General features: G+C 63.5%; 25 protein-coding genes and 1 pseudogene. 12 read left to right on the top strand and 14 right to left on the bottom strand.

All coding sequences use genetic code 11. From position 1 onward, the window contains the following. Nucleotides 1–118: 118 nt before the first annotated feature. From AC4ELH_RS08535 to AC4ELH_RS08520, 4 genes are all read left to right on the top strand, one after another. Entirely contained in the window at nt 119–388 is a 270-nt protein-coding gene (locus AC4ELH_RS08535) for a type II toxin-antitoxin system Phd/YefM family antitoxin (RefSeq protein ID WP_498883977.1), read from the top strand. Then, on the top strand, nt 385–675 hold the full coding sequence (locus AC4ELH_RS08530) for a type II toxin-antitoxin system RelE family toxin (protein ID WP_498883975.1): 291 nt from the start codon (nt 385–387) through the stop codon (nt 673–675). The genes AC4ELH_RS08535 and AC4ELH_RS08530 overlap by 4 nt, the downstream gene beginning before the upstream one ends. A gap of 271 nt (nt 676–946) precedes the next feature. Beyond that, nucleotides 947–1,444, top strand: a complete 498-nt coding sequence (locus AC4ELH_RS08525) for a hypothetical protein (protein WP_498883973.1) — start codon at nt 947–949, stop codon at nt 1,442–1,444. A gap of 77 nt (nt 1,445–1,521) precedes the next feature. After that, entirely contained in the window at nt 1,522–2,124 is a 603-nt protein-coding gene (locus AC4ELH_RS08520; protein WP_498883972.1) for a TetR/AcrR family transcriptional regulator, read from the top strand. Here the strand turns inward: AC4ELH_RS08520 and AC4ELH_RS08515 are convergent. The 9 genes from AC4ELH_RS08515 to AC4ELH_RS08475 are packed head-to-tail and all read right to left on the bottom strand — an operon-like array spanning nt 2,089 to nt 11,577. Further along, a complete protein-coding gene (locus AC4ELH_RS08515) occupies nt 2,089–2,526 on the bottom strand; it encodes a hypothetical protein (protein WP_498883970.1) in 438 nt (145 codons plus the stop codon). The two genes, AC4ELH_RS08520 and AC4ELH_RS08515, sit on opposite strands and share 36 nt — an antisense overlap. Before the next feature lie 47 nt (nt 2,527–2,573). Next, entirely contained in the window at nt 2,574–3,095 is a 522-nt protein-coding gene (locus tag AC4ELH_RS08510; RefSeq protein ID WP_498883968.1) for an Rv2253/PknI dimerization domain-containing protein, read from the bottom strand. Next, the gene (locus AC4ELH_RS08505) at nt 3,092–4,651 is read right to left on the bottom strand and encodes an MCE family protein (protein ID WP_498883966.1); all 1,560 of its coding nucleotides are present in this window, start codon (nt 4,649–4,651) and stop codon (nt 3,092–3,094) included. Before AC4ELH_RS08505 ends, AC4ELH_RS08510 begins: the two co-directional genes overlap by 4 nt. Then, a complete protein-coding gene (locus AC4ELH_RS08500; protein WP_498883964.1) occupies nt 4,651–5,994 on the bottom strand; it encodes an MCE family protein in 1,344 nt (447 codons plus the stop codon). The genes AC4ELH_RS08505 and AC4ELH_RS08500 overlap by 1 nt, the downstream gene beginning before the upstream one ends. Next, entirely contained in the window at nt 5,991–7,424 is a 1,434-nt protein-coding gene (locus AC4ELH_RS08495) for an MCE family protein (RefSeq protein ID WP_498883962.1), read from the bottom strand. The genes AC4ELH_RS08500 and AC4ELH_RS08495 overlap by 4 nt, the downstream gene beginning before the upstream one ends. Next, on the bottom strand, nt 7,421–8,503 hold the full coding sequence (locus tag AC4ELH_RS08490) for an MCE family protein (RefSeq protein ID WP_498883960.1): 1,083 nt from the start codon (nt 8,501–8,503) through the stop codon (nt 7,421–7,423). The genes AC4ELH_RS08495 and AC4ELH_RS08490 overlap by 4 nt, the downstream gene beginning before the upstream one ends. Continuing rightward, nucleotides 8,503–9,528 (bottom strand): MCE family protein, encoded by a 1,026-nt coding sequence (locus tag AC4ELH_RS08485; RefSeq protein ID WP_498883958.1) that lies wholly within the window; start codon nt 9,526–9,528, stop codon nt 8,503–8,505. The genes AC4ELH_RS08490 and AC4ELH_RS08485 overlap by 1 nt, the downstream gene beginning before the upstream one ends. Continuing rightward, complete coding sequence (locus AC4ELH_RS08480; RefSeq protein WP_498883956.1) at nt 9,525–10,697, bottom strand: MCE family protein; 1,173 nt, start codon at nt 10,695–10,697, stop codon at nt 9,525–9,527. Before AC4ELH_RS08480 ends, AC4ELH_RS08485 begins: the two co-directional genes overlap by 4 nt. A gap of 22 nt (nt 10,698–10,719) precedes the next feature. Then, nucleotides 10,720–11,577 carry an MlaE family ABC transporter permease gene (locus AC4ELH_RS08475; RefSeq protein ID WP_498883954.1) on the bottom strand — a complete coding sequence of 286 codons (858 nt, stop codon included), beginning with the start codon at nt 11,575–11,577 and terminating at the stop codon, nt 10,720–10,722. A 512-nt stretch (nt 11,578–12,089) separates the two neighbouring features. Between AC4ELH_RS08475 and AC4ELH_RS08470 the strand changes: the two genes are divergently transcribed. Then, nucleotides 12,090–12,749: a TetR/AcrR family transcriptional regulator gene (locus tag AC4ELH_RS08470; RefSeq protein ID WP_498883952.1), complete on the top strand. Its 660-nt coding sequence runs from the start codon at nt 12,090–12,092 to the stop codon at nt 12,747–12,749. A 333-nt stretch (nt 12,750–13,082) separates the two neighbouring features. Here AC4ELH_RS08470 and AC4ELH_RS08465 read toward each other — a convergent pair whose 3' ends face one another. The 3 genes from AC4ELH_RS08465 to AC4ELH_RS08455 form a co-directional block, all read right to left on the bottom strand. Further along, a complete protein-coding gene (locus tag AC4ELH_RS08465) occupies nt 13,083–13,892 on the bottom strand; it encodes an MlaE family ABC transporter permease (RefSeq protein ID WP_498883950.1) in 810 nt (269 codons plus the stop codon). A 202-nt stretch (nt 13,893–14,094) separates the two neighbouring features. Next, a complete protein-coding gene (locus AC4ELH_RS08460) occupies nt 14,095–14,886 on the bottom strand; it encodes a class I SAM-dependent methyltransferase (RefSeq protein ID WP_498883948.1) in 792 nt (263 codons plus the stop codon). Nucleotides 14,887–14,950: 64 nt separating this feature from the next. Beyond that, on the bottom strand, nt 14,951–15,619 hold the full coding sequence (locus AC4ELH_RS08455) for a TetR/AcrR family transcriptional regulator (RefSeq protein WP_498883946.1): 669 nt from the start codon (nt 15,617–15,619) through the stop codon (nt 14,951–14,953). 221 nt (nt 15,620–15,840) lie between these two features. Here AC4ELH_RS08455 and AC4ELH_RS08450 point away from each other — a divergent pair, with 221 nt between their 5' ends. The 4 genes from AC4ELH_RS08450 to AC4ELH_RS08435 all read left to right on the top strand — a co-directional run bounded on the left by AC4ELH_RS08450 (nt 15,841) and on the right by AC4ELH_RS08435 (nt 18,874). Further along, nucleotides 15,841–16,659 (top strand): Emopamil-binding protein, encoded by an 819-nt coding sequence (locus AC4ELH_RS08450; protein ID WP_498883944.1) that lies wholly within the window; start codon nt 15,841–15,843, stop codon nt 16,657–16,659. Between the two features lie 251 nt (nt 16,660–16,910). Further along, complete coding sequence (locus AC4ELH_RS08445; protein ID WP_498883942.1) at nt 16,911–17,348, top strand: hypothetical protein; 438 nt, start codon at nt 16,911–16,913, stop codon at nt 17,346–17,348. Nucleotides 17,349–17,497: 149 nt separating this feature from the next. Next, nucleotides 17,498–18,031: a hypothetical protein gene (locus AC4ELH_RS08440; protein ID WP_498883940.1), complete on the top strand. Its 534-nt coding sequence runs from the start codon at nt 17,498–17,500 to the stop codon at nt 18,029–18,031. A 198-nt stretch (nt 18,032–18,229) separates the two neighbouring features. Further along, nucleotides 18,230–18,874, top strand: a complete 645-nt coding sequence (locus tag AC4ELH_RS08435) for a PaaI family thioesterase (protein ID WP_498883938.1) — start codon at nt 18,230–18,232, stop codon at nt 18,872–18,874. A 728-nt stretch (nt 18,875–19,602) separates the two neighbouring features. Here the strand turns inward: AC4ELH_RS08435 and AC4ELH_RS08430 are convergent. After that, entirely contained in the window at nt 19,603–20,532 is a 930-nt protein-coding gene (locus AC4ELH_RS08430; protein WP_498883936.1) for an enoyl-CoA hydratase-related protein, read from the bottom strand. A gap of 854 nt (nt 20,533–21,386) precedes the next feature. Between AC4ELH_RS08430 and AC4ELH_RS08425 the strand changes: the two genes are divergently transcribed. Together AC4ELH_RS08425 and AC4ELH_RS08420 are read left to right on the top strand one after the other, a co-directional pair. Then, complete coding sequence (locus AC4ELH_RS08425; protein ID WP_498883935.1) at nt 21,387–22,310, top strand: metal-dependent hydrolase; 924 nt, start codon at nt 21,387–21,389, stop codon at nt 22,308–22,310. Between the two features lie 433 nt (nt 22,311–22,743). Beyond that, nucleotides 22,744–24,261 (top strand): flavin-containing monooxygenase, encoded by a 1,518-nt coding sequence (locus AC4ELH_RS08420; RefSeq protein WP_498883933.1) that lies wholly within the window; start codon nt 22,744–22,746, stop codon nt 24,259–24,261. Between the two features lie 448 nt (nt 24,262–24,709). Here AC4ELH_RS08420 and AC4ELH_RS08415 read toward each other — a convergent pair. Then, nucleotides 24,710–24,945 (bottom strand): annotated as a pseudogene (locus AC4ELH_RS08415) (IS607 family element RNA-guided endonuclease TnpB); the annotation flags it as partial. Nucleotides 24,946–25,389: 444 nt separating this feature from the next. On the opposite strand from AC4ELH_RS08415, the gene AC4ELH_RS08410 reads away from it, so the two are divergent. Beyond that, a complete protein-coding gene (locus AC4ELH_RS08410; protein ID WP_498883931.1) occupies nt 25,390–26,580 on the top strand; it encodes an alpha/beta hydrolase in 1,191 nt (396 codons plus the stop codon).

Here is a 26,580-nt window from a genome sequence, read left to right as displayed (position 1 = left end):
CACATCGGATACTGACAACTATCAGTTTCCATATTCGGAAGGCGCTACCTGACATAATCTCCATTATCGGCTAAATTCTGGGCTATTCAGTGGCCAGTAATCAGGCTATAATTCGCCAATGCGAACCGTACCGCTCAGTGAAGCCAAGGACAAGCTTTCGGCGCTCGTTGAGGAAGCCGACAGCACTCACGAAGTCATTCAGATCACCCGTCACGGCCGCGTCGCCGCGGTCATCATGTCTGCCGACGATCTGGAGTCCCTGACCGAAACTCTGTACGCGCTAACGACTCCCGGCGTGGTTGACGGTCTGCGCCAGGCCGACGCGGACTACGCCGCCGGCAACACCGTCTCCGGCGACGAGTTGCGACGCCGCTACGGACTCACGTGAGCGATCAGCTCTGGTCGGTTCAATTGTCGCCGGGGTCGATCAGGACGCTGGAGCAGCTGCCGCACAAGGTGGCCGCGGCAATTGCCGAGTTCATCACCAAGACGTTGCCGAGCGACCCGTATGTCATGTCCAAACCGCTGCGGTTCGAGCTGGAAGGCTGGCGGGTAGCGCGCCGGGGCGGTTACCGCGTCACGTTCCGCGCCCTCCCCGATGAGCACGCTCTGTACATCGGCTGGATCGAGCACCGAGCACACGCGCCTATCAACCACGCTAATTCGTCACTGTGACGAAATGATGGCGGGCAGTCATGGGCGTCCCCGATGAGACCAAGGAAGTTCTACGTGGCCACCATTGATCTCAATACGTTTCTGGCCGAGCGCTCTCGCTATCTGGTCGACGCCGCGGCCCGGCGGGCCTCGCGCGTCGACTTCGGCGCCGCTCGAATGCATCACGAGACCACCGACGCCTGGGCGTCGCTGTCGGGGTGCCGTGAGTGGCGGGGACGCATTCGGATGTCTGCCCTTGACGCCCACCCTGGAGCCCCGGAGGCCGAGGTGGGTGTCGTGCAGTTCCTCATCCTCCAAGCCGGTTACGAGAGCCCCGCCGAAACGGCTGCCGCTGTTCGGGGCCCGCGCAGCGACCTTCGCCGAGCTTTTCGACGAGGAATGGTTGGATCCCGAGTTGGACGAAAGCGACGACTTCACCGGCGGGATGCCCATCAGCACCCTGCTGGTGGTGTTGGACGCGGTAGTCGATGACCGGCTTGAAACCGAGTCCGCCCTGCGGGCATGGGCCGTTGCAGAGACCATTCACACCATGCTCCCCACGACGGCGGGGCTAGTGCTGATGCCGGCACTGTCCTCGGCCGCGAGACCACGGCACAGACTGGTGTCATCGGACGCGATCGATCCAGACTGGCCACGGGTGGGTTGCGCATCCGTTCCGGGCCATCCACGCTTCTACGGGCAGGCAACGAGCTACGTGTATCTCGACGACGCTCGGCGCGCCCTTGCGGACGTCCGAAATCAGTCGGTGAGTGTGCACCTGGATCGGTGAGCGCGGCTTTGGGCGCCTCATCAGCGCATGCCCGCACTGGACCGGCCTCCTCTCGACGTCTGGGAGGATTGACGGTGATGGATGACGGACCCCTCCCCCGCCGGCCGGGCCAGGAGAAGGCGACGAAGCCGGAGCAGATCCGCGATGCCGCGATGAAGTGCTTCGCCGAGCATGGCATCGCGGCCACATCACTGCGGGCAATTGCCGAGACAGCCGGGGTGAGCCTGGGCCTCATCCAGCACTACTTCGCCACCAAGAGCCAACTGATCGAGCGCATTGATCGCAATGTGCTGTCCATCTTCGGTGATGCCCTCAACCACGGGGAAGCCGAGGCGGGCGCGACGGACCAGGCCGCCGACGCCGGAACTCGATTCGCCGAGCTGATGTACAGAAACCCCGATGTCATGGACTACATCGGCAGGGCCCTGGCCGAGGGTGGCGCGGTCGGCAGCGTGATCTTCGACGGGCTCTATGCGATCAGCGCTGCACAGGGCGCCAGCTTTTCAGCACAGGGCCTCCTACCTGACGACCTCGATCCCGTGTGGGCGAACCTGTTGCCACTGATTCTGCGGGTCGGCACGATCATGCTGCGACCGCATCTCGAGCGATACGTGGACAGCCCGCTGTATGACCCCGCGCATACGTCACGGTGGGATGCCGCTGCGGCGGGGCTCTCGTAGCCTGGCCTGGAAAATGAGGAGCTGCACGACACGCGCCTCGAGATGTATTCGAGCGGCGCCGAAGTCGACGCGCGAGGCCCGCCGGGCCGCGGCGTCGACCAGATAGCGAGTGCGCTCGGCCAGAAACGCATTAAGGTCAATGGTGGTCACGTAGAGCTTCCTTGGCTGCGCACTGCGGTATAAGTCGTAACAGCCCTCGATCAGCTCTGCGAACACTTCCGCCCGCAGTGGAATCCAGAATATCACCACCAGAACTGCGACCACTGCACCCAGCGGCGCCGCCCACCACGCCAAGGGGCATAGGCCGATGAACACTATAGCCCAGATCGCCACTGCCACTGCGGAATCGAGCGTTCCACGGGCGGTCCCGACTTCTTGCCGAGCCGTGTCGGTCGTCTTCATTGTGTGCGCCGACGACGCCGCCTTGAAGGCCGGTCAGCGTTGTTGTTTCATCGAGTCTTGATTAACGTCAGCGGCATCCGGATGACAAGCGATCTGTTGACGCCGCAGGCTCCGCTGGGTCCGGTGGTGATGACTTCGCCGGACCAAATAGGCGATCCGGGCGTCTGAAATCCCTCCGCATCGGTTGGGTAGAACCGGTAGACTTGTTGGCCTGGGGCTGACGTCCCGTCCGCGCAGCGTTCCCAATCGGGTACCTCGCGCTTGAGGAACCACAGTCCGCTGCTGGTGGCGATGTCGGCACTCCATCCCTGGTCACTATTCACACGGCCAGAGCAGTCCACCGGGGTGTCGCATCTCGAAGTCACCGTCCAGGTACTGGTAACAACCGCTTCGTCGCGGTAAACGTCATTCGTCTTCGCCCACTGCCCGTTCTCGGTCGCGATGAATGTTCCATTCATCGCCGTATCGCCTTCTGCGGAAGCAGGTCCCGCGACCGTGGGAGCAACGCATACGGTCAGCAAGACGAACGCGGTGATGATCGCGAGCAGGCGAGATGTCCGAGATGTCATCGGGGCATCAGCTCTTGCCAGGTGGTGGCCGGTTTCACGAGTTCGGATTGCGTGTAGAGGTGTCCGTCGGGTGCGGCATATCGTCCGGTGGCGGGATCGTATTGGGCCACAGCCACTTCCGGCTCGGCAGTTGGGGTCGAGGATAAGCCAGCGGGCGCGGCCGGGGCAGGACCGGTGACCTCAGGGCCTGCGCCAATAGCAGGGTCTGAGGGGGTCGGCGGCGCTGCGGCAGGCAGTGTGGTCTCGGGCGCAAGTGGGGTGCCCTCGACGGGTGCCTGGATGTTTTGATCGGCGGTGACCCTGTCGTCAGGGGGAATGCCCTGGGAGATCAGGTTCGGATCGAGCGGATAGGGTCCCAATGAGTGCTGGCGTTGAGCCAGCGGTTCGAAAGGGGCGTCGCTGTCGCAAAGTTGTACCGTCGGAGCTCTTTTGCCGGGTTTGCCCATGCAGGGGTAGTTGCGCGCGCCCCGAACGGCGACAGGTGAATCTTGGGGCAACTTGCAGTAGAGCCCATCGGGAGTGTCGATGTCTGACAGGTCTGCCGGCGAACGCCAGGACGAGGGTGGAAGAAATCCGGTGGTGCATGCTGGTGGGTCACCCGCGGTCAGTGCGAAGTCGCCGAGCGGAAATCCGGTGGGGTTGTTGAACCCTGCTACCGACTGCGTGAACGATACATAGGGGGGAAGCAGTACCAGGAGCTGTTGGATCGACGGGTGGTACGTCACCGCGATCTGACCGATTGAGGTCAGGTTCGCCAGCAAGATCGGTAACGTGGGCTTGACTTGATCCAATAGCTTCGACACCTGTTGAGCCGCACCGGGTCCCGCGTCGAGGACTGCGCGCAGTTGCGGATCGTTGGCGACGACCTGGTCGGTAATGCCAGCTGTGCTGCGCGCCCAGAGGCGCAGCGCATCCGCGGAGTGGGCCTGCGCGTCAAGCAGCGGGCCGCTCTGCTCGACCAGCGATCGTGTTTGGCCCGCGACATTGTGCGCGTCGCGCAGAATCGTCGCTGAAGAGTCCAACAGTGAACCGAGATCGTCTCCTGCCCCGTTGAACGCCGTGAATGACTCTTTGAGGAGGTCGCTGAGGCGATCTTTGGGGATGCTCGATACTAGGGCGCTGACCTGATCGAGCATGGGCCCTACCTCTTGGGGTACCGATGTGTCCTGCATAGCGATGACCGAACCATCGCCGAGGTAGGGTGGCGACTGGTTTCGGGGCTGTAGGTCGATGTACTGTTCACCGACGGCGGAAACACTTCGAACCGCAGCGTGTAGGGCTGCGGGGATTGGCGGTGACGCGTCGATCGACAGGGTGGCTTCGGCGCCTTGGTGGGTTGCTCGAACGTCGACGACCTTGCCGACTTGGACGCCGCGGTAGGTGACGTTGCCGAACCGGTACAGGCCGCCGCCGCTGGGCAACTCGACGCGCACCATGATTCGTCCGACGCCCAGCATCGCGGGGGCCTGCAGGTAGCTGATCGCCATCACCGTTATCCCAATGACCGAGGCGATGGTGAACACGATCAACTGAACACGCACCAGACGTGTCAACATCAGTGGCCACCTCCGGGCAGGTCATCGTTGGGTGGATCGGCAGCGCTCGGCGGGTTTGCGTCCGCAGGTTCCGTTGTGGGATAGGGGCCGGCGAAAATGGGCGGCGAAACCCCTTGCGGTGATTGCGATGGCAGTGCGTCTATTGGGGGTGAGATGGGCAGGACCGGACCACCCGCGGGGGGCGTTGGCGAGCCCTGGGACGGCGGCGAATACGGCACCCCCGCCTCCTGCGGCGGAGCCAGGCCGGTCATTAGTGGTGCGTAGGTGTAGTTTTGTGCGGCGGGGTCGCCGGGGGCAGGGGTCAGCGCAGCGTTGGGTTGCCCCCATCGCGTGCCCAGAAACAGTGTGCGTTTGAGCCGCGGCACGGTGAGGTCGAAGGTAGCGAACAGGTTCACGTAGTCGCCCTTCACGCCACGATCGATCAGGTTCTGCGAGTAGGGAAATATCGTTGCCGCTGCCAGCGCGGTATCGAGCTGCGGTCCGACGTCGGCGAGTGCCCGAATGGCGGGTTCGAGGTTCTGCAGGTTGTGCACCAGATCTGCTTGGGTGTCGTTGATCACTCCTGCGGCGGTGTCGCTGAACGTTCCGAGTCGTTCCAGAGCGGTGGTGAGGCGGGGCCGTTGTTTGATCAGCACATCCAACGCCGGTGGAATGTCGTTCAGCGCTCTGGAGATGACGTCGCGCTCGCCGGCGAAGTCTGCCGCAAGACGGTTCATACCCTGCAAGGAGGCGACGATGTTGTCTCGTTGGGCGTCGAGCGTGCCGATGAAGGTGTCGAGGCGCGTAAGCAGCTGGCGCACTTGGTCTTGGCGCCCTGACAGCGCCGCGTTGAAATTGTGGATGACGTCACCGATTTGGCCGAGTCCGCCCCCGTTGACCACGGCCGACAGCGAGGACAGCGTCTCCTCGGTGGAGGGGTAGGTTGAGCTTGCGTTGAGCGCAATCGTGGTTCCGGGCGCCAAGGTTCCTGTTGGCGGCTCGCCGAGCGGGGGGTCCAGGGCGAGGTGCTGGGATCCGAGAACGCTGGTCTGTCCCACCCTGGCGACGGCATTCTGCGGTACCCGGGCGCCATGGTTCAGTGAAATCTCAACCTCGGCGTGCCAACCTTCGACAGTGATTGCCCCGACGCTGCCCACGACGACATCGCCGATAAGTACAGGCGAATTCGACTCCAGGGTTCCCACGTTGGCGATCTGGACGTGATAGGTGTCGGCGTCGGGGCTGCGTCCCACCGCGCCGGGCAGCGCAAGGGAGTTGATCCCGTTGAATCCGCAGCCCGCCGCAACGGCTACGACGCAGAATCCGATGATGGCCAGTCGCAGTGCTGGTTTCGAATCGGTCATGCGGGAGGCGCCTGGTCGCTAGACGGTGCCGTGGCGGTTTGCGGGGCCGAGGGTGCCGCTGGCGTTTCGGCCGGAAGCAGCAGGTCCGAAATGCTGGATGGCACAGAGGGAATCAGACCTGGCGATGCGCCAGGAGGTGCGGTGCCGGGTGCTCGTCCGGTGAACGGCGGCGCCACCGCCGCGGGCTCCGGATTCGGGTTGCCGGCCAGACCGGTGTACGCGGATATGGCCGGCATCTCGGGCGGTGTCGGTGACGGGCCGGGGGCGCCGGGAGCCAGAGCGGGATCGGCGTAGACGATGTTGTCCGGGCTCGCAGACTTCATCAGATAGGGGTTGACCGGGAACGGGATGTGGTTGGCGTTGAGCAGGCGCAGACCCGGGCCGAGGTAATCTGCGCAGAGTTTGGATGTCTCGGGCGCGGTGACGTTTTCCACTGCCCCGATGGCTCCGCAGATAAACTGCAGCGGGTTGGACATGTTGTTGGTGACGATGGAGCCCAACGCACTGCCGGTGTCGGGGTTGTAGATGTTGTAGGCGTTGGCAATCGCATTTGGCGCGACGTGCAAAACGTTCTCGAGGTCGATGCGGTGATCGACGAGGTTCTGCGTCACGTTGGCTAGGCGCTGCACCTGTTCGGAGGTCTGATCGCGTGAGCCGTTGACGAACCGCTGCACCTCGACCACCGCGGAGGACAGATCGGTCAAGGCGGCGTCGAGGTTGTTTCGGTTGTCACTTACGACACTGGTCAACGTGGCGAGTCGGCCTTCGAACTCGACGATCTGGTCTCCGCTGTCGCGTAGCACATTCACGAATGCCTGGAGGTTCTCGATGTTTTCGACGATGTTGCCGCTGCTGTTGGCCAGCAGGCGTCCGACCGACGACATTTCTGAAATGGTGGTTCGCAGTTTCGCACCGTTGCCGTCCATGGCGTCGGCGGCGCTGTCGATGACGCGTCCCACCGCGGTCGTCGAGGTGTCGCCCGTGGGCCCCAGTTCGGTCGCCAGTCGGGTGAGTTGTTCTTTGACCTCGTCCCATTCCACTGGTATGGCGGTTCTTTCGACGGGGATCACGGCTCCGTCAGCCATCACCGGCCCGTCGGAGCGGTAGGCCGGGGTCAGCTGGACGTATCGGGCGGCGACCAAGTTCTGCGCGACGATGACTGCGCGCGCGTCCGCTGGGATGTCGACGTTGTGGGCGATGTCCAACACCATGCGGGCTGTGCTGCCCTCGGGGGTGATCGACTCGATGGTGCCGACCTTTACCCCGGCCACGCGGACCTCGTCTCCGGGGTACACCGAGGTTGCGCTGGTGAAGTACGCGGTGATGGTGTTGTGATGGAACACCGTTTGCCTGATCACGACAGCTGCTCCCCCGCCGAGTAGCACCAACAATACGACCGCGAGAGCCCCTGATAGTCGACGTCGGGTCATCGTGAACCTCCCGGAATGCCGTTGCGGGGAAAGGGAAGCTCAGCTCGCGGCCCGGCATTATCGGGCGGCTGGCCGGCGTCGACTCCGCGACGGAATCCGAACGCGTAGTCCAAGAAGGGCTGCAGGGTCTGTCCAGGGACGAGGTTGGGTAGGTAGGCGTTGTAGTAGAACCCGTTGGCGACGGTTTCGCCTTGAGTGATGAGGTATTTGGATAATCCTGGAAGTGCTTTGGCGATGTTGTCGCGATTTCGCTCCAGCATGGCGGTCACCGAGTTGAGCTTCTGCAAGGTGGGTGCCAGTTCGCTTTCGTTGTCGGCGACCAGCCCTGACAGCTCCCGCGCTACCGCGGAGGTGTTTGCCAGCAGACTGACAATGGCCTCGCGTTGTTCATTGAGCACCCCGAAGAGTTCATTGGCATTCAGCAGGAGGGTGTTCACCTGTTGGCTTCGCTCGGCCAGCACCCCGGTGAGGTCGGTGGCGCCTTTGAGCAGGGCACGCAAGTGTTCGTTGCGGCTATTGAGCGATCTCGACAGGCGCGTCACTCCATCGAAGGTTGGACCGACCTGAGGTGCGATCTGGTTGATCGTCTCCGACAGCGTGTCCAGGGACTGATTGAGTTGTTGGGTGTCGGTGCCTTCGGTGTTGGTGGTCAGCTCATCGACTGCTTCGGTGAGCGAGTATGGCGACGATGTCCGCGTGACCGGGATCAGATCGCCGGATCGAAGCGACCCGCTTCCGTGTGATTGCAAGGTTAAGATTCGTTGGCCCAACAGCGTTCCGCTTCGAATCGCCGCGCTGGTTTCTGCAGCGAGAGCGACAGTGCTGTCGACGGTGAAGGTGACGATCGCGTCGCCGTCGTGGAGTGAAACATCAGTGACCGAGCCGACTTTCACGCCCGATAGTCGGACGTCGCATCCGGCGGTTAGGCCGCCGGCTTCGGTGAACAGCGCCTGATGGCGGATGGAGGTCGCCATCGCTATCAGCCGCTCGGGCTGCAAGCCGACCGCGATGACCAGCGCGATGAGCACCACGCCGATGAATCCGGCGCGGACGAGGTGGGAGCCGCCATATTTGAGCATCAGCCCTCCGCGCACCTTCCGTTTTCTTGTTTGATCCACGGGAAGACTGCGGTTCTGCCCTGAAGGTCGGACACGCGAACCGAGATTGCGCAGATGTAGTAGTTGATCCAGCTGCCGTACGCGCCCAGGCGCACCAATTTCCGGTAGTTCTGCGGAGCTTTCTGCAGGGCGGCGTCGATGCGCCCTTTGTCTGAATCCAGAAGCGGGGCCAGGCGGTTGAGTTCGTCGATGGTGCCGTTGAGTGCTGGGCGGGCCTGGCCGAGCAGGTCGGCGACCGACGCTGTCCCGGTGTCGAGGGCGTCGATGGCTGTGCCGATGGGATCCCGTTGTGAGGATAGCCCGCTGATGAGTTGTTCGAGGCGGTCGATCGCGCCCGAGAATCGGCCTTTGTCGCGGGCGAGGGTGGCTACCACAGTGTTGAGGTTGTCGATGAGTTGTTCGATGACCGCGGAGTTGTCGGCCAGGCTGCTGGTAAACGACGACGTCTCGGTCAGCAACGAATTCAAGGTGTCGCCTTGGCCCTGCAGGATTTGAATGAGCGAGGACGTGAGGGCGTTGACGTCGTGTGGGTTGAGTCCTCGGATGACCGGTTTGAGGCCGCCGAGGAGCAGGTCAAGATCCAGTGCGGGGGCGGTGCGCTCGATCGGTATCCGTGATCCGGGGGGCATCCGGGTTGTGGACCCCGGGCCGTCCAGCAGTTCGAGATACCTGTCGCCGACCAGGTTCAGATAGCGGATGGCGGCCTTGCTGCCGTTGGTCAGGGCGACCTGTTGGCCGGCGTCGAACGTGACCAATACGTTGTGGTCCTGTTGCAGCGTGACGTCGTGCACGGTGCCCACGCGGACGCCGGCTACGCGCACTGAGTCACCGGCCTCTAGCTGCGACGAGTCGGTGAAGATTGCAGAGTAGTCGTTGGACCGACCTCCGCGGTACTGACTGAACACGAGAAACAGACAGGTGGTGAGGATCGTCATGACCAGGCCGAACACCCCGAATTTGAGCAGCGTCATGCGTGCGGAGGTCATCCGGGCTGACCCGTTTGTGCGGTGTTGCGCGGCGGTCCGTCGATCGGGCCGAAGAGCAGCTGTTTCAGTCCGTCGGAGTTGAGCACGATGCCCTGGTTGCCGTACTGCCACGGGTTAGCGCCGACGTCGGCGACCAGGAACGGTGCGCTCGTGCCTGGTGTCACACGTGGCATACCGAGACAGGTGGGATCACCCGTGGCAGCGACCTTCGGAAGGTTGGATGGATACCGATATCGTTCGATGCCGAAGGTCAGCCCCGCTGAGACCACGATGCCGGGTTCGGAAAGCGGGGGCGTTGTCGCGAGCGGGATGAGTCCGGCGATCGAGCAGTTCAGTGTGTGGTGGTACTGGTTGAGCACGTCCGTTGTGGGGACCAGAAGGTGAAGGACATCGGTCAAAGGCGCACGGTTGGTGCTCAGGACGTCGTTGCCGATATCGGCGAGTCCGGTCGCGCTCACCAGCAAGGTGTCCAGATCGTCTTGCGTGTCGAGGACGGTCTGGCTGATGCGGGTCGCGTTCTCGGTGGTGGTGAGCAGATCGGGTGCCGCGTCGGCGTAGGAGGTCACCACCGTTGGCAGTGTGTCGAGATCGTGGCTCAGACTGGGCAGGCTCGGTTCCAGCGTGGCGAGCAATTGCTCGAAGTCGGCCAGCGATTGGCCGAGCTGCGCTCCGCGCCCGTTGAACGCCTTGGACATCGCGCCCAGGGTCTCGTTGAGCTTCGTTGGTTCTATCGTTCGCAGGACATCGCTGAGCTGCTGGAACACGGTGTTGAGCTCGACGGTGACGTGCTCGCCCTGCAACACTTGGCCTGGGTGCACGATGTCGGCCGCGGGTGTCGCCGGGCTCATCAGTTGGACGAACTTCGCTCCGAACACCGTCGAGGAGGCTACGTCGACGCGCACGTTGGACGGCAGAAGACTCAGTTGCGCGGGATCGATTCCGAGATGCAGTGCCGCCTGACCGTCAGGTAATGCCTCGATCGACTCGACGTGACCGATTTGCACCCCATGGAACTTGACCTTGGCATCTGGGTTCATGACCAGACCTGCGCGCGAGGAAATGACCGTCACCGGGACGCTTTCGGCGAAATCTCCCCGGAACAAAGCTATGCAGATCGCGACGACCGCTGCGAGTACGACGACGGTGCCCAAACCCACATTCTGCTGCATCCGCGCGCGCTGCATCGCGTCCCTAACCCGAGAGGTTGAAGTTGCCATTGGAGCCGTACACGGCAAGGGAGATCAGCAGTGTTACCGACACGACGATGATCAGCGAGGTGCGCACCGCGTTGCCGACCGCGATGCCCACACCGGACGGCCCGCCCGTGGCGTAGTAGCCGTAGTAGGTGTGCACCAGCAGGATCGATATCGCCATCAGGAGGGCCTGTAGAACGGACCACAGCAGGTCGGTCGGGTTCAAGAAGGTGTTGAAGTAGTGGTCGTACAGGCCGCCGGACTGTCCGAAGAGCATCACGGTGGTGAACCGGGAGGCGACAAACGACAGGATCACCGCGATCGAGTACAACGGGGCGATGGCGATCATCCCGGCCACGATGCGCGTGGAGATGAGGTATTCGATCGCAGGAATGCCCATCGACTCCAAGGCGTCGATCTCCTCGTTGATGCGCATGGCACCGAGTTGCGCGGTGACTCCGGCGCCGAACGTGGCAGCCAGGCCAATGCCCGCCACCACGGGGGCGGAAATGCGCACGTTGATGAACGCGGCCAGGAAGCCCGTCAACGCCTCGATGCCGATATTGCCCAACGAGCTATATCCCTGCACCGCGAGGGTGCCACCAGTGGCCAGGGTGAGGAACCCGACGATCACCAGGGTTCCCCCGATCATCGCCAGCACCCCTGTGCCCATGCTGATTTCGGCAATCAGCCGCACAATCTCGGTACGGAAGTGGCCCATCGCGTACGGAATTCCACGAATCCCCCGGCCGAAGAACAGCGTTTTGTCACCCACGCTTGACAAGAAGGATCCCGGCATGGACAAAGTTCGGAAAAGCCGCGGGTAAGTGCCCCGCACGGTTTGCGACGTCTGCATGTCGTGGCCGGCTAACTCGCCGTCAGGTGGGTGCCGACGGCGGTTGCGGCGACGGTGGTCCCGGCGGACGCCGACGCCGCGAACGCGAGCACTCCCCTCGCTCGGACCGCGCTACTGAATAAGTGGGCACCGCGACCGATGGTCTCGTGCACTCGGAGTCCGGTCACCATCCAACAACCAGCATTGCCGGCAAACATGTCACGACCGCCCCTTGTCAAAGTCCCCAATACGAGCCCGAGCGGTAGCTAGAGTCCTCGCGCGGCTCGGTCCGACCGGACACCACCCGCCGACTGCGTAACCGTCAAGCTAAAGAACAGAACCACGATTATGCAAGTTATCAGCAAGGGCGCACGCGACGCAACGCCGAAAGGTGTGTGTGGTCACTGATCCGTCGCCGGGCGCGCACCCGCGACCGAGCGAACCCCGTGGTTGCAGCAGCTAGGGTGGGGCTTTGGCTATCATCGTGATCAGACCTGAGCTGAAAGGTAGCTGCGAGCAGTGGCACAACCGACGTGACCGTACGAAGCATCCGCGACGCGCGGCGCGAGATGTATCGCCGTCAGATCGTCGCCGCGGCAGAGGCCGAGTTCGCGCGCGCGGGCTTTGATAGGACGAAGGTTGCCGATATCGCCCAGAGTGCCGATGTCTCACTCGCTACCGTGTACAAGAACTTTGCGGGAAAAGATGAGATCTGGGATGAACTCAATCGACAACGTATGGACGAGTTCATTACCTTCGGCAAGCAAGCCGTCGAAGGGCTCGATTCGCCACTTGATCGCCTACTCAATGTGCTACGAACGTTAGTTGTCTACTTCGGCGATCATCCGAATTATCTGCGACTCCACATCAGCGAGGGCCTGAGCTGGGCAACCGCTGGCACCGAGTGGGGCCGCGGCAATCAGCGGGACGCATGGCGAACGGGGATCGACATCATGGTCGCACTCGCCGAGGACGCCGTCGCCTCGGGCGAGATAGAAGCGATCCGGCCGCCCGTGTTGGCACGATTGGTGGTGTCTGCCTTACAGGTGTGGTTGACCGATTGGCTGACCAGCGGGTTTGATCGGCCCGCTGAGCAGGTGGCAGCTGAACTAGGCCAGTACCTCACCCGTTCCCTGCGCGCTCCCTCAACTCCACGCACGAGACGCGGTGCGCGCGGCAGCGCTAACCCATGAGCGTGGCCGTCGTTGTGAGTCAGATGGTCACGGCCTGAGGAGGCCCCGTTCGTTGCAGGTCACCGGCTACCTCTGGGTAGTTCTTTCTATCGACCAGACGTGTCCAACGGGAACGCGCAGGAGGTGACGACGGCGCTGGCGTGTGACGGTAGATGCAAGCACACCAACTGATCCCGGCCGGCAGGATGCTTGACGAAATTCGTTGGTGACAGCAGTACTCGGACGTTTTCAGAGGTGAGTCGACGTCATCGCCATTCTCACGCCGTGCGCAATGTCCGGAGACCCCGTGGATGCGTCGCGCAGAAAGTACTACAAGGCCGCAACGCCGTTCGGCTACTTCGCCGTCAATTGAATGCCGATGGCCGTCACGACCACATTGATTACGAACAACGCCATGAACGCAAAGACCACCGTCTCGTTCACCGCGTTGCCCACCGCCTTCGCGCCGCGCCCGGTGATCGTCAACCCGCGGTAGCAGGCGATCAGCCCGGCGAACAGGCCAAACAAGGCTGCCTTGATACAGGAGATGATGACTTCGGGCACTCCGGTCAACAGCGTGATCCCGGCGGCGAACGCGCCTGGGTTGACATCCTGGACAAACACCGAGAAGAGGTAACCGCCCAGGATGCCGATGATGACCACCAGGCTGTTCAGCAGGAAGGCCACCAGTCCTGAGGCCAGCATTCGCGGAGTGACCAGACGCTGCACCGGGTTGATGCCCAGCACCTCCATCGCGTCGATTTCCTCGCGGATGGTGCGCGATCCCAGGTCAGCGCACATCGCCGTGGCGCCGGCCCCGGCCACGATGAGCACCGTGACGAGCGGCCCCACCTGAGTGACCGCGCCAAACGCCGCGCCCGCACCCGACAGGTCTGCGGCACCAAGCTCGCGCAGCAGGATGTTGAGAATGAAGCTCACCAGGACGGTGAAGGGAATCGCTACCAACAGCGTGGGCAACAACGAAACCCTCGCGACAAACCAGCATTGCTGGACGAACTCCTGCCCCTGGAACGGCCGCGCAAAAACGAACTTGAACGCATCTACACCCATGGAGAACAATCCACCGACGGCGCCCATGGGCGCCGTCAGGCCTTTGGGCAGTGAGACCGGCCTGGACCAACGTTGCTTATCCCTGGCCGCCATTATCGCTTGCCTGCCCCGGTGTTTGACCGGCGCCCACCGTGTGAAGGTTGAGCTCCGACGACCGTCCTCGACGGGATGCGACGCGTCCCCGCCATCGTCGTGCCTCGACGGCAGACCGGCACGCCCGTCGTTCCCCACGCGAAGTTATGAAGCACCGCCCCGCGACGAGGAACCCGTGCCGTCGCCGAATCGGCGACCGTCGTTAGCATCCTCTGCCCGTCTCGGTGGGGTGGGCGCGCACCGCGGTGACAGTCTGTGACAGACCGCCGGTGCGTTGCTCGACATGGGTGAAACCCCGCAGCCTCAAAGCCGAGACGATCTCGTCGCGACCAAACATCCGGCACCCGCTCACCCCCTCGACGAGCCGGCTGCGCACATCTTCGCGCACGCCCCCCGGCGCCAGACTCGTCAGAATGACGACCCGACCGCCAGGGCGCAACACGCGCGCGATCTCGTCGAGGGCTTGGAAGGGATCCTCGATCAGATACAGCGCCATCAGACACGTCGCGGCGTCAGCGCTGCGATCGGCGAACGGCAGGTTTTGGGCGTCGGCCCTCAGATAAGCGATATTGCGGCCTGCATTGTCCAGGGTGGCGCGTCGCAGCATATGGCGTGACGCGTCAACGCCTACCGCCATGCCGCTTTCACCTACCCCGGTGCCGAACAGTCCGGTGAAGTTGCCCGGCCCACAACCAACGTCAATCACGGTCGCCCCTGGATGCAAGTGCAGGTCGGCCACTATCCGAGCGCGGTCGTCGCCACGTTGCGGGGCGGTGAGCCCGGTGACGCGTCGTAGCACCCCGCGGCCGCGCTGATAGCCGGTGGTGTAAAACTCGGTGTGCATCAGTCGGTGCACGATGCGCGGTGCCGGCGGGATGTGCTCGCCGAGAACGTCGATGTAGCCTTGCTCGGTGAGCTGAACTCCCCTGCAGCGCTGCGGATCTAACAACGCGTCGATGCGGTCACTGGCTGATGGTGGCGGGGTGTGCGGCACGAGCTTGCGCCTTCCTTGGTCGGTCGCGGCGAGAAAACGGGAAACGGGCGGGCCCAGGGTTTGGTTATTGCGGTGCAAGTGATGGCCCGGCTGCCTCGACCCGCGATGAGTGCACGCCGGGGGCTGCCAGCATCTGGCGCAAGTGCCCGACAAGTTCGTCGGCGACGTCTCGTGCCGGGCGTATGCGCTCAGTGTTGACCCATTCGGACAACCAGACTTGCAACGCCGAGACTGCCAGTCCGGCCGCGACATTGGAGGGCATCGCCGAAATCTCGCCGGCAGCAATAGCCTCCTGTGTGAGCGCGCCCACCACGGCCAGACCAGTGCGCCACACATCGGCCTGAACGCCGCGGCCACGTTCAAAGCCGGCGGTCGCCCAGTTCCAGCCCTCCCGAATGTGCAGTTCCAGGAAGTGCGGATGATCGTTGAAGAACATGACCTGTGCTCGCGCTGAACACAGCAGCCGGTCCAGTGGGGAGGTCAGGCCACCTGTCGCGCGCTCGCCAGCAGCGATCAACTCATCCATACGGTGACGGTTGAGCGCATTCCAAATGTCGGTCTTGCCGTCGAAGTTCTTGTAGACCGTGTCGACAGATACGCCGGCAGCACGGGCGATGTCGCCGACTCTGGTCTTATCAAAGCCGGTCCTGGCGAATTCGAGTTCTGCCGCAGCGATGATCTGCTGGCGGTACATCAGCCGGCGCGCCTGGCGAATACTCGTGGCTGCCGTCATAGGGCAAGCCCTGCAGTTAACGCTGGCGACTGTTGGCGGACCAACGAGGGCACACCGGTTCGCGACCGCTCGTCGGATCGTCGGCCGCACCAGCCCGTAACACCTATTGCGTACGCCATAATCGCGATGCTACCTTGCAGAATAGCGATTCTGGTAAACGGGAGCGCCATTCCGGACGCTATCCTCACTCGGATCGCCTCAGCAGACTGGAGGAAACAGCTATGACGACCCCTGTCCTAGAGCACGATTTCACTAAACCGTGGGCCAAGCAGCGCACCCGGGTCTACGCGTGGGGCTCGGCCTTCACCGCGACAGTCGCCATCGGGGGCATCATCGGTGTCGGGATGGGCTGGCTTCCCATGGTCAAAGAGACCGGGATCATCGCCTGCACCCTGTTCATGACACCGGTTTTCATCATGTTCGCGATGGCGTGGAAGGACGCCCCCGGCGAGAAGCGCACCACCTTGGAGAAATCCAACGAGTTCTCGATGCTCTGGTTCTGCATCGCCGGTGCGGCAAGTGAATTGTGGTGGGAGGTGGCCTGGCTGGTGGGCGACCTCATGGGCTGGATGCATCTCGACGAGACCAAGCCGTGGGGATGGGTGTTCTGGTACTACGGCATCTACGACGTGCGCTACCTCAACAGCGACGGGCCGCTGTGGGCCATGGAACTTGTCGTCGTGGTCGGCGCGGCCGTCCTGCTGTACGTGTGGTGGAAGCTGAGGAAAGCAGGCAACGATCCCGAAAAGCGCATCCCCCCGCTGTGGTGGGCGTTCGCCACGATGGCGGCCATGCTGACGGTGTTCTTCATCTACTTCGTTGCCGAAGCCCGGCACGGCTTTCCCAACTTCCCGCTGCGTGACTTCTGGGGCGTCACCATGGTGCTGATCTACGAAAACCTCCCCTGGATGATCGCGCCCATCGTCAGCATGCCCTTTGTCGCCAAGCAACTGGGCTACCTCTACGAACAGAAGGCCTTGAAGTCGGCGGCAGCGGGCGCACCTGCTACCCCCGCGGACCTGGCAGCAGTTCGCGGTTAATCCCCCGCCCGGCCCGATGGTTGCACCGCCTGATTCGATCAGCCGGTGCAACCATCCGCTGGGCCTCGGGCTCCTCGAAGCCGCTTCCGCGCAACGCATTTAATGTCGCAACGAGACTCCACATGCCCACCTAAGGTCGGCGCGCTGGTTAGGCAGTCGGCCTGCCCACCCCCGGGTGCACAGGCTATAGGTATCGACCTATGTCAACGCCGTGCACAGCGGCGAAGGCCATGAAAGGTCATGAGTTCACCATGCACACTGACGACCTGGAACGCCGACGGCGCGCTGTCATGGCGCTGATGTGGTCTGGGCCGGTGATCTTCGGATTCTTCATCACCTTCAACGTGTGCCAAGCCTTGCATAAGGGTTACGGCCTGTTTGCCGGCAACGTCCATCCCAAGACTACGACTCATGCCGGCAACGGGTTCTGGATCGACGCGTTGGTCATCGCAGGAACATTCGTCATCCTGGCGCTGCTCATTGCGGGTTGGCACTGGCTGGCCTCGCGGTTAGGCGATGGCCCCGATTCGTCGCTCACTCAGGAAGAAGTCGACGCGCAACCGTTCTACCTCATCGCAATTCCACGTTACACCAAGGCTTTGGTAATTCTCGGTGCGGCATGCATCGCGGCCGTGTCGATCATGGGCGCGGCCCTTCTCCCAGCAATCCTGTTGACGTCGGGCTGGTGAATATGACTGCTCGAAACCCAACGTCTGCCGTGGCCCCGGAGACCGAGGGTCCGTTGGCCAAACGGGCCGACTTGTTCCTGCTTGCAGGATGTTTGGCGTGTGGGTCGGGAGTTCTGGGTCCAGTCGGCCTGGGTTTGATCATCTGGGGCATGGTGGGGTTACGCCGGGCCGCCGCCGCGGGCGAACGACAACGGCCCCTGGCAGTGACGGTGCTGGCGGTGTTCGCACTTTCCGACGCGGGAATCAATTTCGGCGCCTGGGCTCTGGACATCTTCGCAAACAGCACCCATCTCATGCAGGCCTTCACCACCGGGTATGGCCGCCTGTTCGACGGTGGCTATTACATGGACTACAGCACGATGGTGCTCGGCGGTGCGGGCGGTGCGGGCGAGAAGGGTTGGGGTGTCTTCGCGGTGATGGCAGTGTTTCCACTTCGAGTAGTGGCCATCTGGGCATTCTTGAAGATGAAGCGGTGGGGGTATGATTTTATGCTCATCACTACATGGGTGTACACATTCGCATGGCTCGGTTATCTCACGAACGTTTTGCAAAACTTCGACGTCCGTTTTGGGGCCGCCAAGTTTGGTGTCGCCGGATGGTGGTTCATCAATTTCTGGTATCTCACACCGTTTGTCATGTTGCCGTGGCTGTACGCCCTGAATCGCAGCAAGTGGAATCGATGACCACTCGCCTCGCAGCAGCTGTCGCCGTACGAGGCTGCCGAGGTGAACCGTTAAGCAGTAACCCACGCGCGTCCTCCTCGGCAGATCGCGGGAAATTCAGCGATCGATGATTCAACCTCGCAGGTCCCAGCCACGTGCTGGCCCCTTCAGTTGACGCATTGATGCGTAAATGGCCTCACCACAACACGATCGGACGCGATGACCAACTCCCTTCCCCCGGACGAGCCCACCTCCCCGGCGCCGTCCACTGAATTCGACTTCTCCCAATACCGACCAACCGTGGCGACCCCGGAGTTCGCTCAGTTCACTCAAGGGCTGCGGCGCCTGCAAGACATCCTGCAGTCGGTGCTCCCCGAGCCCGAAGTGTGGGCCGCAGCCGCCGCTCAGCTGAGCCAAATCAGCAACACTTTGACGCAGCATCGTGTGACCGAAGCCCTTGCCCCGGCTGGCCGCGCTTCCAATCTTCCTGGCTTCGGCAACCCGCTGATACCGGCGTTTGCCATCCACTCTTCTGGTGCCGACGGCGTGGTCCTGCAGGGACATTTCAGCCGCTTCTATCACGGTGCACACGACGTGGTATTCGGCGGGGCTCTGCCGCTGCTCTTCGACTGGCATTTCGCCCTCGTCGTCGACGCCGCCGGCCTACCCATCAGCCGAACCGCCTATCTCAACGTCGACTACACCGGCTATGTGCTGACCGACACTCCAGTGCGGGCAACAGCACACATCGACTCCGTCGAAGGCCGCAAAGCCTATCTCAGCGCCGAACTCTGCGGCCCCGATGGAGCATTATTGGCTAGCGCCGCCGCACTGATGATCGCGCTGCAACCACACCAGCGATGAACCACCACGTCTTGTCGCCCCATCGCGGTGTCAGCTCCGGTTGAATCGTGAGCAGTCAGCTCCGGAGCTGACATGCGGAGGCAGCAGACCTTCGGGCATGTTCGCGCGACGGTGCTGGACACCTTGACAGGATCGTCGTGGCCGCCCCGCCTAACGAGCGCACGCAAAGGACATGCGTCATGCACGCTCATCCCTCACCGGATACGCTTGTTTAGCAGTAGCTTTCGACAGAAGACCGCCTGCTGCCGACTACATATCCCCGACCAGTCTTCGGTGGCTAGTCAGCTCAAGTGCCATAGGCCGATCGTCCATAAAGCAGTGAACGCTGTGCTGACAGAGCGTGCGGCGGACAGCCAGCCCGCGAGGCGAGGGTGAACCCGACACGACCGACAGTGACTGTGCGGCTTAGTTGTCCTACGGCGCGCAATCCGTTCCCACATTGACTTCTTCCGCGGCGCGGTGCCTAGCTCAACTGGGGCGCTGGTGGGTGGGCCCAGGTGTGCCATCGGGTCCGACATTCGAATGCTTGTTGCCGAAACAATTGACCACGTCCGGTGTCGGCTCATCGCCCTGAATCCGCGCGCCTCGTTGCGGTCCAGCCGAATTTCACTCAGGGGCGTTTAGGAACGGCCGCCCTCCTACGCCACACAGTCGTATGGCCTCGCGTCGATGTTATTCCGTCGTCCGACGGCACGTCGCAGCGTGACGCTCTGTCGAAATGGATCCGATCATCGTCCTGTGAACCTGGACGGCCTTTTCTCCGCGAAGGCCGCCAAACCCTCCTTGGCATCAGCGGAGCGCATGACCTCGGCGACAAACCGTCTCTCGACGGCGAGAGCGTCCGCCTCGTTGATCCAGCCGCTGCTCACGATCGCGGCCTTGGCGTTCCGGATCGCAAGCGGCCCATTGGCCGCCACCCGAGACGCAAGTTCGAGCGCCCTGTCCAATCCGCGGCCTGTCGGTACCACGTGACCGACCAGACCGAAGTGGTATGCCTCGGCGGCTGACAGCGGCTCGCCGGTCAGGATCATCTCCATTGCCTTCGTGTACGGAATCTGACGCTTGAGCCGCACTGTCGATCCCGCGCCGGCAATCATCCCCCATCGTGCCTCGGGAAGTCCGAACACGGCATGCTCCTCGGCGACCCGAATATCGGTCTGCTGCAGCATCTCACAGCCGCCACCGAGGCAGGCCCCGTTTACCGCAGCGATCAGCGGCTTGGTCAACGACCTGCTCAGTAACAGGCCGTCGGTAATCACGGACCCCGCCATTCTGGCCCGTGGCTCAGCACCGTCCTCCGCGGCGGCGCCGGGCACCATCCACCCATCGGCTAGATCGCCGCCGGCGCAGTAGTCTGATCCAGCGCCAGTCAGAACGGCCACTCGTATGTCGTCGTCCGCGTCGATCTCGTTCCACGCCTGCGCCATCAGCGCAATCATGCTTGGCGTCAACGCATTACGTCGACGCGGATTGTTCATCGTCAAAACGACAACGCTGCCATCGCGTTCCACAAGCAGCTGCGGTTCCGCGCTTTGATCGCTGATGGACACGGCGCTCCTCCCTGTCACTGGCTCACAAACGCCGAGCACCGCAAGCACCGCCGCGCGCCAAGTCGAGCTCCCCTCGTCCTTGAAGAACGCAGCAGACAAGACGTACATCGCGAGCTGTCTACTGTTGCTTGAAACTAATACGGGCCCAAGCGCGCCGTCAACGACGTTGCACCGATAGGCCCCGGAGCCGCCACCCGTTGCCGGTTGCCGACCGCATGCCGCACCCGCATCACGCGACAGTCCTGCCGATCACGACACGCACTGCGAACGCGTCACCCAGACAACGTGATGATGTGCTGGACGACAGTGACCGGTACTCGTCGGCTCGGCTGTAACTCGGAGATGAAGGTGGGCTGAACCTCGACCCGGTCGCCGCTCCCATTCGAGCTCGCAGCCGAGCCGAAGTGGTACGCATGGCTCGCCGCTGAGCCAAGACGCGGTTCACCGACCCTCCGTTTCCGCACCGAGTCAGCCCGCGGAGGCCATTTCGCCGCGCTCAGACAACCAGCGAATGCTTGCGCACGATATCCGCGAGTGCTTTCGCGGCCTCCACGTGTGACCGCAGTGCCGAAACCGGCTGCCTTACAGCGGTGGTGGTCCTCCCTGGATGGCAGCGGCGTCGGCGGAACAGCGCGACGCTGTGATGTTGTGACGGGGGCGTGCACGCGGCCGGATATAGGTCGCCAATTCACCGCTTTCGCCCTCTACGGCACGTACTGTACGAGGCTGTGCGTCTGCGAGGTGCGGGTGCAACACGACGTCACTGGTGACCCCGGCGGTATCAGTGAGGCATCCTCCGCGACACCAAACGTGGACCCTCGCTGTCTAGGAATCTCATACACGCAGCCGCCGAGGGGTGCGACGTGGCCCCTGTCCGTAGACCATACATACAGAGATTTATGTATAGTGTTGTGATGGGTTCGAGCGCAGGCGCCGAACCTTCGAACGGAGGGACCTTTGCGATGACCAATCTCACCGTGCGCCGGGTGCGCTACGATTTCGCCTCCGAGGACGTCCCGTTCAACTGGAACCCGGAGCGGCCCGCCTTCTCGATGTTCTGCAACATGCTGACGTTCGCGGGACCCGGTTTCGAGACGTTCATCGTCGACGCGACGCGGGAGACCATCCCCGTGATGCGTGATCCTGCCGACGTCGAGGACGCTAACGCCTACTTGCGGCAGGAAGCGCAGCACTCCGCCGCCCACATGAGCCACTATCGGGGGCTGATCCGCACCTGGCCTGGCCTGCAGGAGACGATGGACGCCGTCCACGACTCGTACCAGCGGCTGACCGCCACCAAGCCGCTGGACTGGCGATTGGCCTACGTCGCGTGTATCGAGAACACGTTCACGCCCTACTTCCGCACGTTCATCGAGCACGACGACCTGCTCTTCGCTCCCGGCGACGAGCGGGTCGCGTCGTTGATGCTGTGGCACTTCGTCGAGGAGATGGAACATCGCAGCTCGGCGCTGCGCGTTTACGATGCGATCAACGGCAGCTACGCCTACCGGTTCAGGGTGCTCTTCGAGATGGCCGGTCACATGAGCGAGATCCTGGCCATCGTCACCGACGGGTTCCGCAAACACGTGCCGGCCGCTGACGGTGGGTACATCGTCGATCTGTTGCCGCGACGACTCACTCCGCGTGCAATGTTGGCGGCGAATGTGGCGAACCGCCGATTGGCGCGCAGCGGGCGCGGTGCAACCACCTACGCCGGAATTCCCAAGCGCGAGGTGATGGACATGGTGATCGGGCTGATCAAGTGCCAGGCACCTGGCCACAAACCCGTCGACGAGCGCATTCCGGCGTTCGCGACGCAGTGGTTCGCCCGCTACGACGAGCAGCCCGACATCGCGTCGCGCTTCTACTCAACCGCTGGCGCCTAGCGACCGGCGCGGCACCCCCGCCTGACCTTTCGACCGAGCGCGAAGGCAGGTCTTCCGCGTGCGCGCCGGTGAGCGTGCCACAAGTTCGCTCTGCGGGCTGGCTCCCGCCAAACCGCGGTCGCGGCTCAGGGTTCGAGATCATCCGCCCCGGAGGGGGTAGCTCGCGCACTCACCTCTAAGCATGGTCCAGGCCGGACCAATAACCTGAACCGGATGGCTGCCGCGTCGGACGTGAAATCCCCTCCTTACCAGTCCTTCTCATCTCATACACCGCCCCTTGACATATCAAGGGTGTGTCAGGCGCCGGGCCGGCACCGCTAGTCACCGTGTCGACGAGACGGGTCAGCCGAACATCGTTCTCCGGCAGCGCGATCCCGCTCCATGACGCAACAGAAGTTGACCATACGGAATGAGTCATGTGTATGGTAGCGGAATGGGCATCGCAGAACCTCTCGACGCGGTCGTCGTGGGAGCCGGATTCGGAGGCATGGCCGCCGCCATCGAGTTGAAGAAACTCGAGCTGGAGAACTTCGTCATCGTCGAACGTGAGGACGACCTCGGGGGCACCTGGCACGTCAACCGCTATCCGGGCGCGGCCGTCGACATCATGTCGACCACCTACCAGTACTGGTTCGAGCCGAACCCACGGTGGAAGCGGCTCTACGCCGAGGGACCCGAACTGTTCGCCTACGCACAGCACGTCAGCGAGAAGTACGACGTGAAACGCCACGTGCGCCTCAACACCGCCGTTACCGAGTCGGTATGGGACGACGTCGCGCAGCTCTGGCATACGACGCTCTCCGACGGGGAAACCCTGACCTCCCGGCTGCTGATCAACGCGACCGGCATTCTGTCCCAACGGCACTATCCCGACATCCCCGGCCTGCAGTCGTTCGAGGGCGAGATCCTGCACACCACCGGCTGGGATCCCGCCACCGATCTACGGGGTCGCCGAGTCGGTGTCATCGGCACCGGCGCCACCGCGGTGCAGCTGCTTCCCGAAGTCGCCAAGGATGTCGATCACCTCAGGGTGTACCAACGCACGCCGATCTGGGTAACACCCAAGATGGATGCGGAGATCCCCGAGCGGCTGCAGACGGTGTTCGCGACAGCGCCACCGCTGCACCGTCTGGTGCGCACCCTGAGCAACCTGCTCTACCAGTTCGTACTGATGACGGCGATCCTCAACTATCCGAAGTTCAAGCGTCTGCACGCATTCGTCGAATGGCAGTGCCGAGCCATGCTCGCTCTCCAGGTCCGCGATAAGGAGACACGTCGCAAGCTCACTCCCACATACTCGTTCGGCTGTAAGCGGCCGGCGGTCTCCAACGTCTACTACAAGATCTACAACCAACCCCACGTCACTCTGGAGACCGCCGGAATCGACCGCATCGAACGGGACGGTATCGTGACCCGCGATGGGCGACGCGCCCGCCTCGACACCCTGATCCTTGCGACCGGTTTCAACATTTACGACCACAACTTCCCCGCCTTCAAGATCACCGGCCGCAATCGGATCGATCTCGGCACCTGGTGGCGGACCAACCGGTACGCCTCCTACGAGGGCATCACCGTGCCTCACTTCCCCAACTTCATCTGCATGACCAGCCCGTTCGCGTTCACCGGCCTATCGTTCTTCGATCAGGCCGAACAACAGACCGTGCACATCAACCGGCTGCTCCGCGAAATGCGCCGCACCCGTGCCACGACCTTCGAAGTGTCCGAGCACGCGGCCCTGCAGTGGTCCGACCGCGCTCACAACCGGATGGGCAGGTCCCTGCTTTTCACCGGTAACTGCGCCACCTCGAACAGTTACTACTACAACGAGGCCGGCGACGTGTGCTGGTTCCGTCCGACGTCGACCGGCACCGCGGTGAGACAGCAGTCCCGCTTCCCGCTCACCGATTACACGTTCGCCGGTGCCGCCGTACAGATGAGCGGAACCGTCTGACCGCCGCCGGGCATCAGGCACCGGTGGACACGGTCCCGACCACGACTGTCGGATGCGAGTCCGAATCTGTCGGCGTTGGCGAATTGCGCAGTCTCGCGGTCACTTCGATACGTCTCCTCCCCCGCGCTGCTCGGCACGGCGGTGACCGGCTACGCGGCGTTCTCTGGGCTGCGAACCAACCGACAGATCGCGGCGACGTGTGGGGCCCGGCGCAGCCGCCACCGCGGCCGACACGACGCAGCCTTCGAACGTACGTCCTCCCCGCAGCGCCCTACACGTCTCGGCCCCAACGCTATTCACACTCCCCCTGGAACGGCAGCCGCGACAAAACGTAGTCGAGGAACTCGATGGCGGTCTGTTGGTCGGAGCGGGGTGTCAAGAACTTCTGAAAAGTGACCCCGTTCCAGCTTCTGAACCTTGACCGTTGCAAGTGAGTGATCGTTAGTGGTCACGCGACTTGCACCCCATCTCGAGGTTGTTCGCCAACCTTTGGGTTGGTTCCCTTCGGCGCTTCACGGCCGCCGGTCGGCGGGGCCCGGTCTTACGGTCGGCTCCACGCTTGACGGCGGCCCCAACTGGGCCGACGACGCTAACGGTGTCCTCGTAGCGTGCGAGGTTGATCGCGGCGTTGTCATCACGTTGGTGTGTGACCGAGCAGCTGCCGTATTGCCAATGTTCGGCCCAGTTTGCATGGCCGCTTCCCTCGGTGCGCGCATTCGGGGCGACGGTCACCGTGTGCCCCACTGGTCCGCGGTGCACCATACGCTATCGACGATTCGTATGGCGAATGGTGGGCGACAGCTCCGGCGCCATCGATTGTCCTGCTGGTCTCGGATACGGACCGGATCCGCGTCGTGGTAGTGCAAACGTCCGCCGCTCAACTTAGTTTCGTTCCGGCGCTGCACCGCTTGACTCCCGGCCCGTCGCGAGCAAGCACGCGACCCCACAGTCGCCGACCGCACCGATGACCGGACGTTGATCTGCTATCGTCCACCCATGGGCGGGTCATCCCGCACGTCTGGCCCCGCTCCGCGGAGCCGGCCCGTCTGCTGTGAGGTCGCCGTGAGCTATCTGTCGCGCTGCTGCGGATCGAGGGCGCCGGCCACGCCAGCTTCCGCTCTGGCGGCGATGGCCGAATCGCAGCACGCCGCTACGACCGACGGGCCACCCAAGTGGCTGGCGGGCGCTTTCGCGCTCACCGATGCGTGTGCTCGGCTTCCGGTCGTCGGTCGATGGCTCGAACCGCTCGGCAGCGTGGTCGCCGCGTCCGCGTGGGCGTCTCGGAGCGTGCTCGCGCGGCAACCCGCGTCGCACGGGGACATGGCCGCACAGCCGAGGCCGAGGATGTCGGTTGTCGGTCTCAAGCCGCTGGTGGCAGGCGCGCTCACGGGAGTTGTACCCAAGCCTGTCGTCGATGCCCAGTGGGGCCGTCCCGACCGCCGCCACCCCGTGCTGTCCGGTCTCGTCGCACGGCGGGAACTCCTGTACCGCAGCGGAATACGCTACGGAGCCTCACCGCGGCAGGTTATGGACGTATGGCGGCGACACGACGAGTCGGCCCGGCCGGCGCCGGTACTGCTGTTCCTGCCCGGCGGAGCGTGGCTGCACAGCGGACGCGTCATGCAGGGCTACGCACTCCTGGCCGAGATGGCGCGGCGCGGCTGGTTGTGTCTGTCCGCCGAGTACCGCGTCGCGCCGCGCTATCGCTGGCCCTGCCACGTCGAGGACGCCCTAGCCGCGTTGTCCTGGGCGCGAACGCATGCGGGGGAATACGGCGGCGACGCGGGCTTCGTCGCCGTGGCCGGTGCATCGGCGGGCGGCCACCTGGCGGCTCTGGCGGGACTCTGTCCCGACGACCCCGCCTTCCTGAACCGCGTCCCGACCGACACGCACTCGGCCGTTGATGCGGTGATCGGCCTGTACGGTCGCTATGACTGGGCCGACCGAGCGACGCGTGAGCGGCACGACTTCGTCGCGTTCGTGCAGAACGTGGTCGTGCGGGGCCGGAACGGTGTCGACGTCGACGCTGTCTGCCGCGACGCGTCACCCATCGTGCGCGCACACCCCGGTAGTCCGCCGTTCCTGGTCATCCACGGTACGCACGACCGGGTCATCCCCGTCGGGGAGGCCCGCGCCTTCGTCGCGAGGATGCGGGAGGTGTCGCGCTCCGACGTCCGCTACCTCGAACTGCCCGGCGCAGGCCACGGCTTCGACCTCACCGACTGGCGCTCGACACACGCCGCGGTGACGGCATCCGCATTGTTCCTCGAACAAGTGCGACGAGCGAACGTTCACCCCCCGCTGCCCCGCGCAGGGTGA

The organism is Mycobacterium shunyiense, assembly GCF_058270075.1.
This window is presented reverse-complemented; position numbering and strand designations above follow the sequence as displayed.

What these genes read in the sequence shown, in the direction of transcription:
- AC4ELH_RS08485 (WP_498883958.1), bottom strand. Translation starts at nt 9,528, where the DNA reads ATGACCTCCGCACGCATGACGCTGCTCAAATTCGGGGTGTTCGGCCTG.
- AC4ELH_RS08425 (WP_498883935.1), top strand. Translation starts at nt 21,387, where the DNA reads ATGACCAATCTCACCGTGCGCCGGGTGCGCTACGATTTCGCCTCCGAG.
- AC4ELH_RS08465 (WP_498883950.1), bottom strand. Translation starts at nt 13,892, where the DNA reads ATGGCGGCCAGGGATAAGCAACGTTGGTCCAGGCCGGTCTCACTGCCC.
- AC4ELH_RS08515 (WP_498883970.1), bottom strand. Translation starts at nt 2,526, where the DNA reads ATGAAGACGACCGACACGGCTCGGCAAGAAGTCGGGACCGCCCGTGGA.
- AC4ELH_RS08430 (WP_498883936.1), bottom strand. Translation starts at nt 20,532, where the DNA reads ATGTACGTCTTGTCTGCTGCGTTCTTCAAGGACGAGGGGAGCTCGACT.
- AC4ELH_RS08505 (WP_498883966.1), bottom strand. Translation starts at nt 4,651, where the DNA reads ATGTTGACACGTCTGGTGCGTGTTCAGTTGATCGTGTTCACCATCGCC.
- AC4ELH_RS08450 (WP_498883944.1), top strand. Translation starts at nt 15,841, where the DNA reads ATGACGACCCCTGTCCTAGAGCACGATTTCACTAAACCGTGGGCCAAG.
- AC4ELH_RS08490 (WP_498883960.1), bottom strand. Translation starts at nt 8,503, where the DNA reads ATGCTCAAATATGGCGGCTCCCACCTCGTCCGCGCCGGATTCATCGGC.
- AC4ELH_RS08420 (WP_498883933.1), top strand. Translation starts at nt 22,744, where the DNA reads ATGGGCATCGCAGAACCTCTCGACGCGGTCGTCGTGGGAGCCGGATTC.
- AC4ELH_RS08455 (WP_498883946.1), bottom strand. Translation starts at nt 15,619, where the DNA reads ATGACGGCAGCCACGAGTATTCGCCAGGCGCGCCGGCTGATGTACCGC.
- AC4ELH_RS08535 (WP_498883977.1), top strand. Translation starts at nt 119, where the DNA reads ATGCGAACCGTACCGCTCAGTGAAGCCAAGGACAAGCTTTCGGCGCTC.
- AC4ELH_RS08495 (WP_498883962.1), bottom strand. Translation starts at nt 7,424, where the DNA reads ATGACCCGACGTCGACTATCAGGGGCTCTCGCGGTCGTATTGTTGGTG.
- AC4ELH_RS08475 (WP_498883954.1), bottom strand. Translation starts at nt 11,577, where the DNA reads ATGCAGACGTCGCAAACCGTGCGGGGCACTTACCCGCGGCTTTTCCGA.
- AC4ELH_RS08435 (WP_498883938.1), top strand. Translation starts at nt 18,230, where the DNA reads ATGACCAACTCCCTTCCCCCGGACGAGCCCACCTCCCCGGCGCCGTCC.
- AC4ELH_RS08440 (WP_498883940.1), top strand. Translation starts at nt 17,498, where the DNA reads ATGGTGGGGTTACGCCGGGCCGCCGCCGCGGGCGAACGACAACGGCCC.
- AC4ELH_RS08500 (WP_498883964.1), bottom strand. Translation starts at nt 5,994, where the DNA reads ATGACCGATTCGAAACCAGCACTGCGACTGGCCATCATCGGATTCTGC.
- AC4ELH_RS08510 (WP_498883968.1), bottom strand. Translation starts at nt 3,095, where the DNA reads ATGACATCTCGGACATCTCGCCTGCTCGCGATCATCACCGCGTTCGTC.
- AC4ELH_RS08520 (WP_498883972.1), top strand. Translation starts at nt 1,522, where the DNA reads ATGGATGACGGACCCCTCCCCCGCCGGCCGGGCCAGGAGAAGGCGACG.
- AC4ELH_RS08480 (WP_498883956.1), bottom strand. Translation starts at nt 10,697, where the DNA reads ATGCAGCAGAATGTGGGTTTGGGCACCGTCGTCGTACTCGCAGCGGTC.
- AC4ELH_RS08445 (WP_498883942.1), top strand. Translation starts at nt 16,911, where the DNA reads ATGCACACTGACGACCTGGAACGCCGACGGCGCGCTGTCATGGCGCTG.
- AC4ELH_RS08410 (WP_498883931.1), top strand. Translation starts at nt 25,390, where the DNA reads ATGGCCGAATCGCAGCACGCCGCTACGACCGACGGGCCACCCAAGTGG.